Annotated in this window: 13 protein-coding genes; 1 reads left to right on the top strand and 12 read right to left on the bottom strand. The window is 55.4% G+C overall.

Features of this window, described 5'->3' with window-relative positions:
* From KI237_RS18410 to KI237_RS18360, 11 genes are all read right to left on the bottom strand, one after another.
* Positions 1-1,188, bottom strand: a complete 1,188-nt coding sequence (locus KI237_RS18410; protein ID WP_212796457.1) for an STY4528 family pathogenicity island replication protein — start codon at positions 1,186-1,188, stop codon at positions 1-3.
* Positions 1,185-1,733 carry a DUF2857 domain-containing protein gene (locus KI237_RS18405; protein WP_048392851.1) on the bottom strand — a complete coding sequence of 183 codons (549 nt, stop codon included), beginning with the start codon at positions 1,731-1,733 and terminating at the stop codon, positions 1,185-1,187. Before KI237_RS18405 ends, KI237_RS18410 begins: the two co-directional genes overlap by 4 nt.
* On the bottom strand, positions 1,730-3,301 hold the full coding sequence (locus KI237_RS18400; RefSeq protein WP_212796456.1) for a ParB family protein: 1,572 nt from the start codon (positions 3,299-3,301) through the stop codon (positions 1,730-1,732). The genes KI237_RS18405 and KI237_RS18400 overlap by 4 nt, the downstream gene beginning before the upstream one ends.
* Positions 3,302-3,611: 310 nt before the next feature.
* Positions 3,612-4,454, bottom strand: coding sequence for a ParA family protein (locus KI237_RS18395; protein ID WP_048392858.1), 843 nt, complete (start codon positions 4,452-4,454; stop codon positions 3,612-3,614).
* A gap of 4 nt (positions 4,455-4,458) precedes the next feature.
* Positions 4,459-4,689 (bottom strand): AlpA family transcriptional regulator, encoded by a 231-nt coding sequence (locus KI237_RS18390; protein WP_212796455.1) that lies wholly within the window; start codon positions 4,687-4,689, stop codon positions 4,459-4,461.
* A 110-nt stretch (positions 4,690-4,799) separates the two neighbouring features.
* On the bottom strand, positions 4,800-5,549 hold the full coding sequence (locus KI237_RS18385; RefSeq protein ID WP_212796454.1) for a hypothetical protein: 750 nt from the start codon (positions 5,547-5,549) through the stop codon (positions 4,800-4,802).
* Positions 5,550-6,472: 923 nt separating this feature from the next.
* Positions 6,473-7,153 (bottom strand): class I SAM-dependent methyltransferase, encoded by a 681-nt coding sequence (locus tag KI237_RS18380; protein WP_060738043.1) that lies wholly within the window; start codon positions 7,151-7,153, stop codon positions 6,473-6,475.
* A 713-nt stretch (positions 7,154-7,866) separates the two neighbouring features.
* Positions 7,867-8,157: a hypothetical protein gene (locus KI237_RS18375; RefSeq protein ID WP_212796453.1), complete on the bottom strand. Its 291-nt coding sequence runs from the start codon at positions 8,155-8,157 to the stop codon at positions 7,867-7,869.
* A 68-nt stretch (positions 8,158-8,225) separates the two neighbouring features.
* A complete protein-coding gene (locus KI237_RS18370; RefSeq protein ID WP_212796452.1) occupies positions 8,226-9,395 on the bottom strand; it encodes an NAD(P)/FAD-dependent oxidoreductase in 1,170 nt (389 codons plus the stop codon).
* 142 nt (positions 9,396-9,537) lie between these two features.
* Positions 9,538-10,281 carry an HAD-IA family hydrolase gene (locus KI237_RS18365; protein ID WP_201007362.1) on the bottom strand — a complete coding sequence of 248 codons (744 nt, stop codon included), beginning with the start codon at positions 10,279-10,281 and terminating at the stop codon, positions 9,538-9,540.
* Between the two features lie 148 nt (positions 10,282-10,429).
* Positions 10,430-11,293, bottom strand: a complete 864-nt coding sequence (locus KI237_RS18360) for a glycine betaine ABC transporter substrate-binding protein (RefSeq protein WP_201007360.1) — start codon at positions 11,291-11,293, stop codon at positions 10,430-10,432.
* A 168-nt stretch (positions 11,294-11,461) separates the two neighbouring features.
* Here KI237_RS18360 and KI237_RS18355 point away from each other — a divergent pair, with 168 nt between their 5' ends.
* Entirely contained in the window at positions 11,462-12,379 is a 918-nt protein-coding gene (locus tag KI237_RS18355; RefSeq protein WP_201007359.1) for a LysR substrate-binding domain-containing protein, read from the top strand.
* Between the two features lie 206 nt (positions 12,380-12,585).
* Here the strand turns inward: KI237_RS18355 and KI237_RS18350 are convergent, their stop codons facing one another.
* Positions 12,586-13,500: a carbohydrate kinase family protein gene (locus KI237_RS18350; protein ID WP_212800649.1), complete on the bottom strand. Its 915-nt coding sequence runs from the start codon at positions 13,498-13,500 to the stop codon at positions 12,586-12,588.
* Positions 13,501-13,536 lie beyond the last annotated feature (36 nt).

Here is a 13,536-nt window from a genome sequence, read left to right as displayed (position 1 = left end):
CTACTGACGTCCAGGGCGTTTGCCACGCAGCTGGCGCAACTCATTCAGGCATGCTTGGGCAAGGGCAGAGGCGGGTTCGCCCCGTTTTCTAAGTGGGCGTGACGGGACGGGTGGCGGTTCAGCAATAGGTAGCGATTCAGCCTGACCGGCCCAAGGACGAAACTCGCCTTTCAGCGCTCGCTGGATCAGGCTCATCAGATAGGCCGCTGGTTTGCGGATACCACCGGCGGCACATCGCGCGCCCGCTTCGTTGAGCACTGCCTGTCGATCCGCTGGTTTAAGTTTGCCCAGCGCCACGGTGACCGCCTGACGTTCGCTTGGGCTCAGCTGCAGAGGATCGGGCCAGTGCAGGTTATCCACCGCTGGGGTTGCGCGCGGTACAGTACAAATACTTTCTTTTAATACAGTACAGGCGGTGTTCGGATTCCGAACGGTGCCGGAAACAGCGGCGTTCAGACCCCGTTCGGAATCCGGACTAGGTTTCACTCGATTCCGAACGCGGTGATCACCTGCCAGTTCGGAATCGTGTAGCGCTTCATCGGTTCCTTGATCCAATCCTTGATGTGTCCAATGTTCGCTCCAACTGTCGAGCCGGGTGGGGAGTCGACCCAGGTCGATATCCGTGTCTTGGTGGATGTCTTTCACAATGTGCTGCGCGACAATACGTACAGCTTTGCTCGCATGATCGAGGGCATTTCCGACCAGCTCTAGATAATCCTGATCCAGCTCCATGGCTTCGGCGGGAGTTAACGGTTCATCGTGCAGGACATACAGAGAACCTTGTAGGCGCCCGCTGAGCTGATCGCGGCCACGACTCACCAAGCTAAGCCAGCGCGTCAACCTAAGCATCGTAAGGACGCGAGCGATGGTTTCGCGGGAGGCTGATACACCATAGGGAACGCTCGACAGGTAAGGTTGCAGATCTTCATAACGCGGGGTGACCACTCCCTGGCCCTGCAGCATGAGTCGAAATACTTGCCATGCATTACGTTCCAGCGGAGTCAGCCGACAATCCAGCAGCAGGCGACGCGGCACGACTTCGTGTGATTGGCCGCTGAAAAGAAAGCCAGCCTGAAGGGCCTGGTTGGAGGGTGGTTCCGTGGTCGGGCGTGCGGGCCAGTGTTCACTCAACTGTTGGGTGCATTGCTGCAGAACACGCTGCCAGCGACTGGACGGGGTGGTATTCATGTTCCGTTGCTGTAATGGTCGATCTGCTGCCAAACGATGGCCAAGCTGATCTGTTGCTCCTCCGCCAACATCATCATGGCGTCGAGCTGATCCTCAGCACCGTCCTGAGCGCGTAGCTGGCACCAACGCTGCCAGAGCGCATGTTCCTGCGCTTCGCTCAAGTTCTGAGGGCGGCCCTTACGGGTTTCTATCTTGAGCAGACGTCGGCGCAGGGCGGTTTCCGAATGCGCCAAGCCAAAGCATTGATACATGATAGTACTGCTGGCACCGAGCTTGAGCGCTCGGTTGATCAGGCGCTCGTTCTGTTCGTCGCGTTCGGCCTGGTCGATCAAGCGATGTAGCACCGACGAATCAATCTTGATCTCAACCCAGGGGACGGTGGCATGGGCCAGGCGTGACAGTGTGGTGGGCGGTAAGGATTGCAACAGGTAAATGTCCTCTTCACCCAGCCCGAGTGCTTTGCAGCGTTGCAGGTTACCCAGGCGCAACTCGTGAAGGACCTGAGTCAGCATGGCCTGGTTGAGCACATTGAAGGACAGGTTCATAGCTCCTCCTTTGGTGAGCCGCCTTCAGCGGTAAGCGTCAAGTCGATCAAGCGTCGAGCTAAGCGAATGAGGCGATACAGTTTGATTAAGAGACCGTCGGGCAGACGCTCCAGTCCTACGTCCACGGCGGGACGATCTGTCAGCGGGAGTTCATAGACCCCCAATAGCAGTTGCCCGAACAAGGCTGAGGGCAATTGCTTGCGATCCTCCCAGTTCACGTCGTCTTGGGCACGCAGCAGGGCCAGGAGCAATAGGTGAACGCCGGTTGCACGAGGTGCTGCAAGATCAAGTTGCTCGATATTCAGGACGAAGCCCAAGCCATACTTCTGATCGATGATGCTCTCGGGATGTCCTGCATAGGCCGCCATTTCCCGAGCCAGTCCGGCAATGGCTAAACGTAGTTGTTCGGGGGTATCCAGTATTGGTGCGATGATCCAGATGTCGTCGATCGTGCAGGTTGCGACGTTCGGTGTTGGTTCGGTGGCAGTGTCGCGATCAATCTGTTCGCGAATTTTTTGGACACGTGACGGAGGGCTGACTGCTGATGCGACATTCGTTTCGGGCAGCGTGAGCTGCTCGTCTCGCGCTGTTTCGGTCCGGGTTCTAGTTTCAACTGATGGGGGGCGGGACTCGGAGGGGGGAGGTCCTGCCGCGGCTTCATCAACGCTCGGTAGGTGGCTGTTCTCTGAAGGCGTGATGACAATGCCAGGCCGTTGTGTGGCGCTCAGCTCCAAGGCCAACATGCGGTAGGACTGTCCGAGCAAGCGGCTCATACGTTCGAGCAGCTCATCCTGGATTTGCTCAAGATCGAAAGACTCGGGATCGGCATCAAATTGGCTCAAGGTTTCGAGCCAAAACTCGGGGAACGCAATGATGTCGGTTGGATAACGATTCCAGGTTCGTTCAGCCTGGCTACGCAGACCGATCAAACGTTCAATTTTGGGTTTACCCAATCCGGCATACAGGGTTTGTGGAATGGCGGGCAGGAGGTGTTCGAGGGTGTCGAGCATCCGGCTGATGTGCGGCTGTGAAATGGGGTAGCCCCCAGCGGCAAGACGGCGCGCCAGCTCTCGTTGCGAGAGTGTCGCTCCATCTAGTTCGAACATGGTTTTGAGTTTGGCTACCGCCAGCGCACGCTCAATGAAGGTGAGTTGGCCGTGCAGATCGCTTTCAGCCAGATGGCCGAGCAGGGCGGTGATTTCATTGCTCCAGGGGCGGAACAGGCAATGAATTCGGAAGAAGCGTTCATCGCGGGTTTCCTGCCACAACTCGCCGAGAATCGCCAAGCGCGTATTACCGCCGTTGCGGATGATGAAATAGGTTTCTCCCGGGCGGCGGGTAATCGGCGGAGGTTGATCCAATCCGCGTTCACGGATGGACGCCTTGATATCGTCGTACAGCGGATTACGAATGAAGCGCGGGTTGTGTTCGTAGGGGCGTAGCTGCTCCAGCGTGACCAGCATAGGCGTGTCGATGAGTGGATCGGAAAGCCGCTCCAGTTCTGGACCCCGAGGGAAGTGGTCTTGATGCAGTTTGTCGGTGATCTGCTCCTGATTAAGCTTTTTCATTTGAGCAACCTCAGTCAACGCTGGTTGTACAAATTGTCGTCGACCTCGAACTTGACGATCTCGGCAGTGCCCGAACCTTCGAAATGGTGAGAAAGCTCTGCGAGGAGCCATCCTATGGCCGAGCGCCCACCCTGCAGGCGAGAAACTACGGTGCAGTACCCCTCGCAAGGTGGGTGGTTTAGTCGATGAGGTGGTTGAACGATGATGGGAAGGTGATCCAGCATAAAGAGACTCCTTGCCAAACACCGTTGGCCTCAAGGTCAATCAAACTAAAATGACTTGGCGAGAGATACCGGCTTGGCGACTCATTTTATTGAGCCTCCTCGTACCTGCTTACTGTAGAGATTGCTGTGCTCCACTCCGGAAATAACTCGATGGCCAGCGCTTGCATAGTTTCCAGTGCCGAGGCTGAGCGTCGTTTACCTGACCGGCGCGTCTCAATTCGGTGTACGGGCAGACCGAGAGAGGCGGCATTGAGATACGCCACTCGGTCTGGAACTACGGTGTCTAGAACGAAGATGTTGGTAGCCCCAGCGAAGGTCTTCCGCAGACCGCAGATGATCATTCGAGTGTCCATCCGAAGGGCGTTCACTTGGTTCAGTAGCAATCGTAAGGGGGGTGGTGAAATGCCCAAGTGGCGGAACGGTTCGAGTTCGCTGAGCAACTTCAAGGTGCCACGACGTAGCTCGCGCGCTGCGAGCATTTCCGGTGTGATGGGAGAAAGGGCGAGATCGGATGCCAGGACGGCCATCTCCAGTAGCACGCTACGTGCGCCTTGGGTGTCGATCAACAGCAGGTCATAACGGGTACGGAAATGGTCGAGCAAATTGTGCAGCCGTAATCGCCCGTCCGGGGCGTGAAGTAGTAAGGTACTCAGTCGGCCTTGGTCATCGTTCGAGAGGATCAGATCGAGACCGACGACCTCGGTCATGGAGATTATCTGCTCAGGATCTGTTTGATTGAGTGCAATGAGTTCGTACGCACCGGCGGGGGCCTCGTGGTTCAAAGCGTAATAGCTCGAGAGAGTGGGTTGACTATCCAGATCGAGCAGCAGGACGCGTAGGCCAGCATCCGCTAGCAGACCGCCAAGATTGGCAGCCACTGTTGTTTTTCCCACTCCACCTTTGGTGGATACCACTGACACCACACGCATGACATCAGGCCTGCTGCGCCAAACGTTCAGTGATCCACTGTTCGATCTCCAGTGAGTCCCAGCCTACGGCACGCAGTCCAATGCGTTTGGCTTGAGGGAAGTTACCTTCTTTCATCAAGTTATAAATGTGCGCCCGTTTAAACCCGGTTTTCCGCTCCACCTCTTCACGCCGCATGATGTGACGTTCGTTAATGGATTGAGGCGCTTCAGCTATGGGGAAAGGTTGGCTGGGCATAGTGGTCACTCCTGGCGCGGGTTGGCGCATAGTGGGAAGTGACCTGAAGTGAATAACACTGATGGGAGAGTGTCATTGCATTGCAATAGATAAGATTGCAATGCAATGCTTCAATTCCGAGAAAGGCTACGTCTTGCCGCAGCAAATTTTTTATCCAGGGAGCGCTTGCTCAATCCTGGAACACCTTCAAAGTGCGCAGTGATTGAGTCAACTATAGCGGCTTGCGACTTGAACGCCGAGTTAGGTATTCCTCCTGGTGAGGATCCAAGAAGGGTTTCGAGTAAAGCGCCGATGACACACAGATATCCAGCCTCGCTACGGTCATTTAGCTCGCCTCGTGTCTCAACTAGAGAGTGTAAGCGTTCTCTTTCTAAGCCTATCGCCTTGAGTTCCTCCAGAAGGGCCTCATGAGCGATCTCTATCGCCCTAAGCTTGACTTCGAGAGCATCTCGATCAGCTCGTAGCGTCAGGTAGGTATCAATACTTATTTTTGACTCATCAGGCGTCTTCCTTCCAAATAGAAATGTGGGGAATTGGTCTGGATAATGGTGAATCATCCAATATTTGAGATCTGTATGCCTGACAGTTACGAGTCTGTAGTCGACGGGGCTACCTGGCCGAGTCGTCACACCGAAATAACCATAAGGGATCTCGTTGTTTCGTATGGCATCGAGAATTTTCCCCATGTTGATATGCAGACATGGCCATTGGGGAAATTGCTTCGACAGCAAGCCTGGACAATCCCAGGCGCTGTCTAGAATTCGAGCCTCGTGATCCATTAGCCCACACCAGCGTATGGCAGCATCAATCGGCCGGTAAAACGATTTTTCCCATGGATTGAAACTGTGAGCTGTGTACATGCTAGCGGCCTCATCCGGGGTGCAACCGCTAGGTACCTTTTTAGACGCCTGTACTGGCCTTTGCTTCCTTGCGGTGCCTGTCTCCTGGTTCAGATCGATCCCTTGATAACCTCCGTCCTGATGTTGGTCTGGGCCGGGGAGATCTAACGAAGAGCTTTTAGCTATTATTAACTTCTATTTGTTGGATAGCTCTATGATCCAGAACCGTCGTGTTATTTTCACATGTGGAAGAAAGTGGCTGAGAAGCCTAATTACGTGGCTCCTATGTAACGTTCTCACATTCTGAATGCGTCCAGACGAGTCTTTTGGGTCATTAGTTGATGGTGAATGAGTGTTGCGCAACCTGGCTTCATGGTGGTTGTGGCTTCGCGCGGAGATAATAGCTGGGCGGAATTACTCTTAAAAGTTCGTAGGGCAGAATGCTGCTATGCACGAAAAAGATAAATTGCCAATGTATGGGCCGTAGATCCTCGTAGCAATAATACGAACTACGTGTTGCGCAGACCTACGTGCAGACATGTGGTGCGCCCCCTAACCTACTATCGCTGTAAGCCACCGTTTGCCCAGGCGCTGACGAATACGTTCGTTGTCCCTGCACGCAAGTGGAGAGTGGCAGGCACCTGCCATCTCCACCTCTACCGTTGGGCCTGAGAAGCAGACTCCCCGAGGCCTCTATGCGCTGTCCGGTAATCCAGCCGTTACCTTCCCAGGTCTTTCGACCTATGATGAAACCGTCTTCGCCCACGCTGGCGGCAATTCGCTCGTAATGGTTGCTAATCGTTCGCTCACTGTCTCCGTTGGGGAGAAATGTCCATCGGAAAGACACGAGGCGCCCATCCACGGAGCTGATCATGTGGCCTATGATTCGAGGGGGCGTAAACTATAAACACCATCAAGTGAATAAGCGGCCGATAGCCATCCTATTATTTTTTGCGCAAAACATACACTCGCCACATGGCGTAGAACGGTATGAAGTCCAGGGATTTCTGAACACGGAAACCGACTTGTTCAAACTCTGCCTCGACAGTAGTAGCCGGTAACACGAACCGATTTTGGTAACCTTCCTGTTCTCCTTTGTTGCGACGACGCACTTCGGTACGCTTGCGTTTCCAAGCCTTGAAGTTCCCGTCCACCCATAGTGAGATAATTACGCTGTCGCGAGTAACGCGTTGAAACTCACGCAGTATCGCGAGTCTGTGCTCAGGGGCGCCGATGTGGTGCATCAAGCGCATGCAGAATATGTTGTCAACCGCGTTGTCCGGTAAATCGATAGCAAAGGCAGAGGTCTGCAACGGGCGAACCCGTTTCACCACCTCCGCCGGTTGGGCGATGGTTGCGACCTTCAACATCGACTCAGAATTGTCTGCGCCGATGATCACGCGACCAGGCTTTTGCGCCAGTAACGGCCAGAAACGCCCGGCCCCACACGGCAAGTCCAGCACCAAGCCAGGCTCGCCAGCGGCGACCAACGCACTACGCGCCAATTGCTCGTCGCGTTTGTGGGATAAACGGCGGGCCAGATTGTCCTGATGCTTGAGTAAATAACTCTGCGCGTGCTTATCGTCGTACTTTTCGGAAAATTCAAGCTTGATCGGATCGGGCATCAATGGGGCTCCATTTGTTGCAGCGAATAATTCCAGAGGGTATGAACTGTAATCCTCGTTCTGACCTGGTGCGGTCATGGCTGTGGCCGGGGGCTGCGTGACTATGGGAGCTTTCAGGTCATTCAAAAAATCTTATGGCTTCTATCAGAATGGGCGTGGAGCCTATTGACGATGAGGCAGGGGGCTGCGTAACCGTGGCGTGATTTTACGGCAGGGGTGACGAAGAGCTAGCTGCGTGATCGCATATAACCATGAGCTGTATTGATGGCTGGGCGTCAATAACATCATCGCGTTGCCGGTGAGATTGGTAGGTCTCATTCATGGCTTCAATCGCTGCGATGTACTTCAGTTTTAACGTCAGCGGATACCTGCTTGCTGAGAATCAATTTTGGCGATGTCAGCTTTTAAAGAATGGCGGCTTTTGACGTCGACAGACGGAGTAAGCAAAGAGATCTGACGGATAGCGGTTTGGCAGTTGGGGGCCGGTACACTGCTTTTAACCTTCGGGTTTTTCCCGCACGGAACAGTCCTGGCCTTGGTCCTGACCGACCGAATGCCTTACGTTCCCCCACTTAATCAACTTGAGCATTACACGACGCTACGACGTGGCGTGACCAGAGAGCACATGCTCACTGGGCTCTTTGAGAAAATCTTAAGCGCCAAAGGACTTTTGCCAAGTCCTAGAGCGGTCAATGGCGAGATTATCTATGTATTCATTTGTCTGACTTCGCTTTAAAACTCTGGCTCGCGACACCGTCCGCAGGACGACGTTGATTCGCGCAGGGCAGCAACCCGCGGTGCTCCCAGAGCTTCAATATGGCGTCCATGCAGGCGCTACTTGCTCGCGCCAGCTGGCTCGGATCTTCAGCTTCCAATAATTCGCACATTAACCTGCGAATGTAACTGGCCAGCCACATGGCGAGAGGGTCATCCCGGCACTTCGATAGTTTGGTCGATAATTCCCGGCCTAGTTTCAAGCATTGAATTTCATTCTCCAACAGCATGGCAGTATCACTCCTTCCGGACCGAGGCTGTGTAGCGGCCTGGGACTGTCATTTCTTTCGGGATACGTTCAGCGTCCGATGGCGTCCAAAAACTGATACCAACCGGCGACCATTCGAACCACGGGTACTCGCAGCGAATAAAAAGGTATACGGCGTACTTTGTCCGCCCACATCAACCCCAATTCTGGCTTCCGCCCAACGATGACATCTGCGACATGCTTACCGATGTATGAGGACATGGCCACTCCCATGCCGTTGTAACCCATGGCATAGACCACGCGGTCATCAATCCGTCCGACGTGCGGCACACTGTCAATTGTGAGCGCCACCAGCCCCGACCAACGATGGGTGATGGTCGCACGGGCGAGTAGGGGAAACTGCTTGACCATCGCTTCGTGCAAGGCATTGAAAGCCGCCTCGGAGTCATCCGTGCCGAACGCACCGCGACCGCCGTACAACAGACGGTCCTCGACCATCCGAAACCAGCGCATCATCCGCCGCGTTTCGGTGTAGCTGCGGCCGTGGCGCAACAACTCCAGCTGCGGGCCGGTGAGAGGCTCGGTGGCCAGCATCGCCGAACGAAAAGGCACAACCGATTTGCGCACAGGCGCAGTAGCTGGCGTTAGGCTCGAGTAACCGTTAGTAGCCAACACGACTTGCTTGGCACGGACAGTGCCAGTAGGTGTCTCCACCCTGACGCCCGTCCCCATCCGCCGAATGCCCATGACGGGCGCGCCCTCATGAATACTGACTCCCGCCGCGCTCACACCGTCGGCCAACCCCCGGACGAAGTTCAATGGGTGTAACAAGCCTCCACCTCTGTCGAGGACGCCGCCGACAAAATCGCCAGAGCCGGTTTCCTCCTGCATCTGACCGGCGCAGAGCACTTCGAAGGAGCTATCCCCCAAATACTCATGCAACCACTGCGCCTCCCGCACACAGTAGTCCAGCGTGGCTTCGTTGTGCGCACAATGCAGGCTGCCGCTGCGCCGATATTGCGCCGCTTCCAGCGAATAAACCGCCACCAGCTCCTCAAGGTGTTCCACCGACTCAAGGGATAGACGACGCATAGTCTGAGCCATCTCCAGTCCGTATCGCGCCGCCACCTTGCTCAGCGAGATACGATACTTGGCCGACACCACGCCACCATTTCGACCGCTCGCCCCCCAGCCGATGCGACTGGCTTCCAGCACCACTGTTGCCAGCCCTTTTTTCGCCAAATAATGTGCCGTGGACAACCCGGTATAGCCTCCCCCACCACGACCACGTCATAGCTTCGATCACCTTCCAGCGCTGGAAATGACGGAGCGTCAACGGCCGTGGATTGCCACAGTGAAGCAATATCGGCTGCAAAAGGACTGACGGCCATGGTTCGCTTCCTCAGGAATATTTCACGGCTGGGTTGCTCAACTCGGCTTCCACTGCGTCAGCCAGCTCTTTCATTGAGTGGAAGTGGAAGTCGGGTTGAGTGACCTTTTCAGGCACGGGCGTGGCGCCATAGCCCGGGATGTCGTGACGACGTTCGATCCAGCAAGTGGTATAGCCCGCCTCGTGCGCCACACCGATGTCGTGATACTGGCTCTGAGCGACATGCAAAATGTCACATTTCTGGAAACCTGAAGCTGACTGACGTCCTTGGTTGTAAGCGAAATACAGTGGGTCGGGCTTATGTACGCCGGTTTCTTCGCTGGTGAGCGAGTCATGGAACGGATAGCCCAAGGTGAATTGGTAAGCGGAGAAGGAAGTGCGATCGACGTTGGTCATGGCGACTAGACGGAAATGCTTGCGCAGGCGAGCCAGGGCATCCACGGAATCGGCAAAGGCTGGCCAGGAGACCACTGAAGCCTGAAAGCGATCGCCGGCGGCCTTATCGCTGATCAGTCCCAATTCGGCTGCGAACTTTTGATAAATATCGCTCATGGTGTACATGAATCGATTGGGAGCACGCATGTCGCCGCGGTACACGTCATCTGCGGTTTTGTAAGCGTCGAAAATGGCGTCGTCAGAAACGTTATAGGTTTCAGGTCCGCCGATACTGCGTACGGCCGCCAAGATGCCGGCTTCGAAATTGATCAGGGTGCCTACTACGTCAAAGGTCAGGACTTTGAAATCAGTCAGTTTCATTGCGGTTCTCCAGGGTGTTTTATTAGTTAAATGGCAATTCAGCAAATGACGGGCACACATCTGCGCACAGGCGGGTTGCCGCATGCGGTGGATCAGGTTCAGGTAGTGGGATAAAACGCAGCGTTTGAAACTGGACGCAAATGTCAGGTCACTGGAACATGGCAGCGAAGCGTGCGCGGTTCTTCAAGTAGTAAGCGTTCACTACTTCATCGACCGAACTATCCTTGGCTTGCATCTGCATGGTTTCCAGATCGTTCAAAGGCAACGTGTAATGCTCGAGGAAGGTGGCGATCTTCGGCTCGTCCGCCTTGAAGCCCAGGCGGGAAACCACATGGATATGCTCAGTGCCGCCGAAGATGTTCTTCGAGTCGACGAGATAGCGCAATTTCCATTTAGCAAACATCCAGTGCGGGTTCCAGGCGTTGATGATCGACCATTTGTCACGGGACTGATCCCGCGCTAATTCCGAGAGCATGCCTGCTTCGGAGGAAGCAACCAGCTTGTAGTCTTTGAGGCCATATTCGGCGATGGCTTTTTCGGACAGTTTGTATTGCCCATTTCCCGCTCCTGCCGACAGGATTCGATTGCCGAATTTCGCCGCAATGCCCGGCTTGTTCAGGTCTTCAATACTGGACACCTCACTGGCCGGAATGCTGTCTGGAATCGCCCAGCCAATCTTGCCGTCGTACACGGTCCCCAAGTCTTCAACTTGAGAGCTGTACTTGTCCCAGAAGGTTTTGTGCGCCCCTGGCAGCCAGACCATTGGAATGAAGTCGACGCTCTTGTTGGCTAATGCCTGGAATTGGATGCCCAGGTCGGCCATGACGAGTTTGACCGGATGGCCAGTCACGTCTTCGATCGCCTTGGCGGCCAGTTTTGCAGTGATTTCTGCATCTGCCCAGTTGATCCAGCCGATACGGATCGGTGCCTGCTCGGCGGAGACCGGCAGTACCTGCAAAAGGGAAAGCGCCAAGCCTCCCATCAGAACCTTGAATGTGTGCACCAAGCGCATTTGCGTCTCTCCTGAAATTACGATAAAGCTTAGGTAATGGAATAGAGGCAGATCAATACTGGTTATCGCAGACATGGACGGTCGTATACGCCGGCCTGGTTGCCATATGGCCATGATTCTGCGGGCAGAACAAACAACTAATTCACGACCTTTGGATAACTTTTTGTAATGGAAAAGCTTCGGCGGCGCCTTCCTCCTCTCAACGGTCTTGTGGTGTTCGAAGCCGCCGCGCGGCTGCTGAGTTTTACTGCGGCGGCCCATGAAATATGTATTACTCAGGCGGCCGTCAGCCGGCAAATTCGGCTCGTAGAAGAGTTTCTCGGTCACGAGCTATTCGTGCGTGAACACCGTCGGGTCAGCCTTACCCCTTCTGGGAGGCGTCTGTATGCAGCGGTGGATCAAGGAATGGAGCGCATTGCCCAGGCAGCCAGTGATATCCGCAGCGGCACGCAGGAGGCATTGACGATCACGGCCACCATTGGCTTATCGACCTATTGGCTGATGCCCCACTTGGAGGCCTTTCAGGCCGAGCACCCTGAGGTGGCGATCCGGTTGCTGGCGCTGGACCGGGAGGTGGATTTACGCGAGGAGCAAATTGACGTGGCCTTCACCTGCGGCGATGAGGGACAGTCGCAGCATATTCGTATGACCCGCCTATTCGATGAAAATATGGTGCCGCTGTGTAGCCCTGGCTACCTCGCTGGGCGCCAGATCAAAAACTTGCAGCAACTGGTGGGGGAGCGTTTGTTGCACTTGGACCACGAACACTGGCGCGGCTTCAACTGGCCAGTGGTGGACTGGTCCACCTGGCTCAACCAGATGGGCTATGAAGGCCCGTTGCCGCCCTCGCGCATGGCCTACAATAACTACGCGCAGCAGATTCAGGCGACCCTGGATGGACGCGGCATAGGGCTGGCATGCATCGGTATGCTCAAGACGTATCTGAACAGTGGTCAATTGGTGCAGCCGCTGGCATTGGAACACAGAACCGCGCGTGGTTATTACATGGCGGTTAATCAAGCCAGCACTAACGAGGCGGCTTTGCAGGTATTTCTGGAGTGGTGGGAGCGCTCAGTGGTGATCTGAACAAGCATTGGGCGAAACAGGTGGCCGCTTAGAAGCAACAGCCCTGGCAAAACGCTCTGCACGGCTGCCTGGCACGAACAGTGCGCTTCGAATGATTTTGGATTAAACGCCCCGTGCAGGGGGGTAGTCGTCATCCGGGATCTAAAGTCCATCCAGTGCTTCTTGAGTCCCGCCTTCCTGACAAATGGCGGTACGCAATGCGAACTTCAGCGCTGATGTTGCATGCGTTTTGATAGCAAATCCTCCACCTCTTCACGACTAGGCGCGTAAGCCCCGGCATGCGAGCAAGACACCGACGCACAAGCAGCGGAGAACTCCAGTCGTGCATGGGGCTCTTGGATGCCTAACAACGTCGAGGCGAGCCAGCCGGCCATACTCGAATCGCCGGCACCCACTGTATCAGCGACCTCAACGGCGATCGCGGGCTGTTCAAACTTCACGTCGGCAGCATACAACGCCATACCTTTCGCTCCACGGGTGAAAAGAATCTGCGCACTAGCATTCATCGTCCGCAACGTTTGAAGCGCCTGTTCTTCGTTCAATCCAGGGTATATCTGGCGAAGATCCTCATCCGAGAGCTTGATGATGTCTGCAAGCTCCACCATGGCCGGGAAAGTCAGCTCGCGGTAGCGGGTGTCCATCAGGTTGCGCCAGTTCGGGTCATAGCTAATCAGCTTGTCTTCTTCCTTCACCCTCCTGGCCACCTCAACAAGCCTGTCCCCCAATGGCTGACGGGCAAGGCTGATACAACTGAAGTGACAGAGTCGAACCGCATCCAACCAACCTGCCGGGAGTTGGTCCACATCAAAAAGTAGATCGGCCTCGCCCGCAAAGAAATACCGGGGAGGGTGGCTGGAGGGCACGATCGCTACCAGAGGGTCAGCGTCGACTCTCTGGAGGAATCTCATGTCCAGACCGGCAGCCTTCGATTGCTGGGCGAGCTCATCGCCCAATGAGTCGGTACTGATCGAGCCGGCGAATGCGGTGGGCACGCCGAGGCGGCTCATTGCGCGGGCCACGTTCCAGGGCGCGCCACCTGGATAGCCCTGCCACCGTCCGGGCGAGTGTTGAACCACGTCGGTCAGTGCTTCACCAAACACAACAACGCTCGGCAATTGCATATTCATTCTCTCTTGTATCGGGCTGGGGACACTATC

This window comes from Pseudomonas sp. St316, assembly GCF_018325905.1.
Lineage (GTDB): Bacteria > Pseudomonadota > Gammaproteobacteria > Pseudomonadales > Pseudomonadaceae > Aquipseudomonas.
Note: the sequence above shows the minus strand (reverse complement) of the source record. Positions and strands in the feature narration are given on the sequence as shown.

Bases quoted from the DNA above. Each gene is read 5' to 3' on its own strand.
- KI237_RS18410 (WP_212796457.1), bottom strand. From the start codon at position 1,188: ATGAATACCACCCCGTCCAGTCGCTGGCAGCGTGTTCTGCAGCAATGC.
- KI237_RS18405 (WP_048392851.1), bottom strand. From the start codon at position 1,733: ATGAACCTGTCCTTCAATGTGCTCAACCAGGCCATGCTGACTCAGGTC.
- KI237_RS18400 (WP_212796456.1), bottom strand. From the start codon at position 3,301: ATGAAAAAGCTTAATCAGGAGCAGATCACCGACAAACTGCATCAAGAC.
- KI237_RS18395 (WP_048392858.1), bottom strand. From the start codon at position 4,454: ATGCGTGTGGTGTCAGTGGTATCCACCAAAGGTGGAGTGGGAAAAACA.
- KI237_RS18390 (WP_212796455.1), bottom strand. From the start codon at position 4,689: ATGCCCAGCCAACCTTTCCCCATAGCTGAAGCGCCTCAATCCATTAAC.
- KI237_RS18385 (WP_212796454.1), bottom strand. From the start codon at position 5,549: ATGTACACAGCTCACAGTTTCAATCCATGGGAAAAATCGTTTTACCGG.
- KI237_RS18380 (WP_060738043.1), bottom strand. From the start codon at position 7,153: ATGCCCGATCCGATCAAGCTTGAATTTTCCGAAAAGTACGACGATAAG.
- KI237_RS18375 (WP_212796453.1), bottom strand. From the start codon at position 8,157: ATGCTGTTGGAGAATGAAATTCAATGCTTGAAACTAGGCCGGGAATTA.
- KI237_RS18365 (WP_201007362.1), bottom strand. From the start codon at position 10,281: ATGAAACTGACTGATTTCAAAGTCCTGACCTTTGACGTAGTAGGCACC.
- KI237_RS18360 (WP_201007360.1), bottom strand. From the start codon at position 11,293: ATGCGCTTGGTGCACACATTCAAGGTTCTGATGGGAGGCTTGGCGCTT.
- KI237_RS18355 (WP_201007359.1), top strand. From the start codon at position 11,462: ATGGAAAAGCTTCGGCGGCGCCTTCCTCCTCTCAACGGTCTTGTGGTG.
- KI237_RS18350 (WP_212800649.1), bottom strand. From the start codon at position 13,500: ATGCAATTGCCGAGCGTTGTTGTGTTTGGTGAAGCACTGACCGACGTG.